This is a genomic window from Sulfurovum sp. (assembly GCF_041562805.1).
Lineage (GTDB): Bacteria > Campylobacterota > Campylobacteria > Campylobacterales > Sulfurovaceae > Sulfurovum.
In genome coordinates this window covers 1-3,921 of record NZ_JBFFOH010000201.1, presented here as the reverse complement: position 1 = coordinate 3,921, position 3,921 = coordinate 1, and the positions used below count along the sequence as shown (strand labels likewise).

The window sequence follows — 3,921 nt, the reverse complement described above, 5'->3', positions numbered from 1 at the left end:
GACGGTTTCGGCATACCCGGAGGCGTAGATTGTTGGCATTTCATCATATAAAAAGCTGGTTGTGGGATTCCCATAAATTTTCCTTGTCTGTTTTGACTCTGAAAGTCTGGTTCAGCATATGCAAGTTGTGTTCTTCTTGGCGGTTTTAGGGGCTTTTTTATGGTTTAAAACGTCTATAAAATTCGAAATCACTTACTATCTGTTCAACCTAAATATGACAGTCTATAATCTAATAACATTTTTTTACAACATTTCATAAGTTCTACTACGTCCTAATTTAAGCCTTGCTTGTATAGAATGCACCAATGAATAGTTAGCGTTAATAAATCAGAGGAGATGGCATATGGGTTGGAAAGGTACAGTTCGTTCTATTGGAGCTGCTGTTAGAGCAGCCGAAAGAGATGCAAAGAAGCGTCAACGAGAACTTGAAAATCGCCAAAAACAATACGAACGTATGCAAGTGTTAGAACAAGCAGCTTATGAAGTCGAAGTGTTTGAGAATCATATAGACATAATCCAATCTCTTCATAAGGAATGTAGCATTCCAATACAGTGGAATGAACTTGCAACACAAGAAGAACCCGTCCATCCAAAAAAGGCAGAAGTACATGAAAAAAATGCTCGTCAGAAAGCTGATAATTATAAACCAGGCTTTATAGATCGACTCTTTAAAAGAGAAGAAAAAGTGAAGCAAAAACTTAAAACAAATATCAAAGCAGCAATCAATAAAGACACTTTAGTACATGGTCAAAATCTTTCTAAATGGGAGGAAGAATTTAAAGACTGGGAAAAGAGTACAGGTTTGGCAAAGTCTTTGCTCAATGGTGACGGGAAAGCAAAACTAGAAGTTATTGAAGACTTAGACCCCTTCTCTGAAATATCAAGTTTAGGATCAAGTTTAGTAGTTTCCATTGGCGGTAGTGGAGTTGTCGAAGCAACGATTAATGTTCATGGAAAAGAAATTATTCCAAATGAAATTAAGAGCTTGTTGAATAGTGGTAAGTTGTCTGTAAAAAAAATGCCGCAAGGAAAGTTTAACGAGTTATACCAAGACTACGTATGCAGTTGCATTCTACGGGTGGGAAACGAATTGTTTTCAACACTTCCAGATGATTTAGTCATCGTTACAGCCATTGATGAATTATTAAATACTAAAACAGGGCATCTAGAAGAATCCCCAATTTTATCTGCTTGTATATCTCGGAGTGCATTGCAATCATTAAATCTAGATGCGATTGATCCTTCCGACTCTATGACAAACTTTGTACATAATATGTCTTTCAAAAAGACAAAGGGGTTTGATCCCGTGTCCCGTGTAGAGCATGCAATGTTTGCAGATGCATAAATTAGAGCTAACAAGTCAAAGAATACCAATCAAAAGCCCGTAGACGGCTTTTTGATTGGTCATTTTAAATATTAAATCACAGGAAAAATAATTGCAAAATAAAATTAATACTTTTATCGGAATATTTGCTCTAATAGTCTCATTAGTAGCACTTTACTTTTCTTACAAAGCAAATTTAGATAGATCAGAAAATTTAAGACTATCTTTAAACCCTTTAAGAAGTGGATATACCACAAAAATTACACCTCCATTTCATGATAAAATTCCACCTCTAATAAATACTACTTGGGAGCTTGTTATAACAAATACAAGTGATAGAACAATAGCTATATTAAAAAATCAACTTTATATGTTAGAAAAATCTACAAAAAGTGAGTATACTGGATTAAATCAAGGTATTTATACTTTGACGGGTGAAAAAGCTGATTTTCCTATTAACATTGAACCTGGAAAATCTGTGAAATATTACGTACATATAGGTTATGAAATTACAAAAAAATCTTTTGATTATTTCAATAATAAATTTGATATTTCGAATAATATGTCTATGATGAGTTTAAAAAAAGCTATGTGTCAGAGAGGGAAGGATGTTAAAGATAATACTATTGAATGTATAAACCATGGGACATCTTGGTCATTAAACATTCTCAGTTCCCCTACAAAAGACAACTATTACATATTTAATGTAAACACAGCTAGAGACAATTCTTTTCATACTGTTGGATTTTGGTATAAAGAAAAAACAACATATTAAAAATTTATAGAACCTTGGAATAAATAATTGATAGTCAAGGTGCTACTATTTTTCTCTCGTCCCACCTCTCCGGAGGTGGAGCGTATATGGTAGTCTATACTTGCTAACAACCTTACAGAGAACTGATATTGATGTATTCATTCCACCTAAGGAGAGATTGTATAGACAAGGGATGGAACGAGAAAGAAGCTGTTGAACTTGGGTATTCAAAAAATGCTATTACTAATGTGTTGAAAGTAACACAGGGAACGATCAGTCATATGTTACGGAAGAGTAGGGATAAAAATCAATATTGTAATCTGACCCCATATTTCTTACTTAAAGTCTTACTCCTATAGAATATGGCTAAGTAATTTGCTTACAAACTGGAGAAACATGCAAGACTTTATTTTTCACTCAAAGCCAAAAATGTATGCATCGGTATATTTACTTTTGATACCTCTATTTGGACTGATTTATTATTTACTACCAGAAACAATAGGTGAAGGAAAAACACTTGTCCAATGTTTTTACTTTAGCGCTGTAACAATAACGACCCTTGGTTATGGAGATATATCACCGACAAATGATCTTGGTAGACTAGTAGCGGCTTCAGAATCTATATTTGGAATTACCTTAATTGGACTATTTCTAAATGCTCTTTCAAGAGTCAGGAGTGAAACAACTAGAAGTGAAGAAATAGAAAAAGAAAAAAACACTTATAGAGAAGGTGAAATTGCTAAACTAAACGGTTTTTACAGTTTAATTCGCCCACTAGCTGAAAAATACAAGCAATCAGTTATTCAAATCACAAGCCCTCTAAAGTCTAGAACTCAAGAATACAATCATGACTTTACATTGAACGATATGATGGACTTATATAAATCTTCTATGCTCTTAACCCAAAATCAACATGAACCTGCTGTCAAATATTATTTTTCTAGTTTAAATGCACTAAATACCGAAATTTCTGATCTTATAAAGAATGTGGATTTAAGGCTATTTCCCAAATTAGAAAAACATTGCTTGTCTTTTGTTAACGCCGTTCATTCTTTTGATTTTTCAGATTCCATACTTGGTGCAGTAAATACTAGACTCGGTAATAAAAAAATGACTGACTATGTAAGCGAAATGTTAGAAAAACACTCAGGTGAAGTTAAATTTCTAGAATCAAATATGATTAATGGCTATGCTGCACTTTATCATCAAATTAAACTTCAAATGAAGTTGTTGGAGCTAATTAACGAAGATATTAATACTATTGTGAATAGCTAACAAATCGTTGTTGTCCGACTTGTTTTTATCTATAATCTAAATCAGACTCAAAGTATAGTTTACACTTTTAGAAAAATTAGATGAAATTACAAACCTATGGGATCAGGTTACCAATATTAATTCCATTCAAGATTTTATGTGTGAATACGTATGTAGCCTAGGGCGTACAAGCAAAGTCACAGAACTATCTCTCATCTCTCCTTTATATCTCATAGATCGTGATGTTGACTGACAACCCCAATTACGATATATTATTAACAAATCGCATAATCACAGCATCTGGTCAGTCGCGACCCAAGTAACACCGAACCTGTCAAAAGGAGTTCTTATGACACTGAAAACCCCCAAATTATACACAACACTGCTCTTGCTCCCCCTGCTCTTCCTCTTTACAGCCTGCACCGCCGGTGATGCGCAGTTCGTGCAGGTAGAACCTGCCGGGTTCTGGTATGGGCTTTGGCATGGGATGATCTCTTTTATTACCCTCATCATCCACATCTTCAACGAGAACGTCTCCGTCTACGAGGTCAACAACACGGGCGGCTGGTACGACTTTGGTTTCCTGCTG

General features: G+C 34.6%; 4 protein-coding genes. All 4 read left to right on the top strand.

The window, feature by feature from the left end:
• Window positions 1-343 precede the first annotated feature (343 nt).
• A complete protein-coding gene (locus ABYK33_RS14490; protein ID WP_373034007.1) occupies window positions 344-1,345 on the top strand; it encodes a hypothetical protein in 1,002 nt (333 codons plus the stop codon).
• Window positions 1,346-1,436: 91 nt separating this feature from the next.
• Window positions 1,437-2,099: a hypothetical protein gene (locus tag ABYK33_RS14485; protein WP_373034006.1), complete on the top strand. Its 663-nt coding sequence runs from the start codon at window positions 1,437-1,439 to the stop codon at window positions 2,097-2,099.
• Window positions 2,100-2,474: 375 nt separating this feature from the next.
• Window positions 2,475-3,353: a potassium channel family protein gene (locus ABYK33_RS14480; RefSeq protein ID WP_373034005.1), complete on the top strand. Its 879-nt coding sequence runs from the start codon at window positions 2,475-2,477 to the stop codon at window positions 3,351-3,353.
• 328 nt (window positions 3,354-3,681) lie between these two features.
• Window positions 3,682-3,921: hypothetical protein (locus ABYK33_RS14475; RefSeq protein WP_373034004.1), on the top strand; the 240-nt coding region annotated here is incomplete at its 3' end.

Coding starts and splice junctions, on each gene's coding strand:
- ABYK33_RS14490 (WP_373034007.1), top strand. CDS start 344: ATGGGTTGGAAAGGTACAGTTCGTTCTATTGGAGCTGCTGTTAGAGCA.
- ABYK33_RS14480 (WP_373034005.1), top strand. CDS start 2,475: ATGCAAGACTTTATTTTTCACTCAAAGCCAAAAATGTATGCATCGGTA.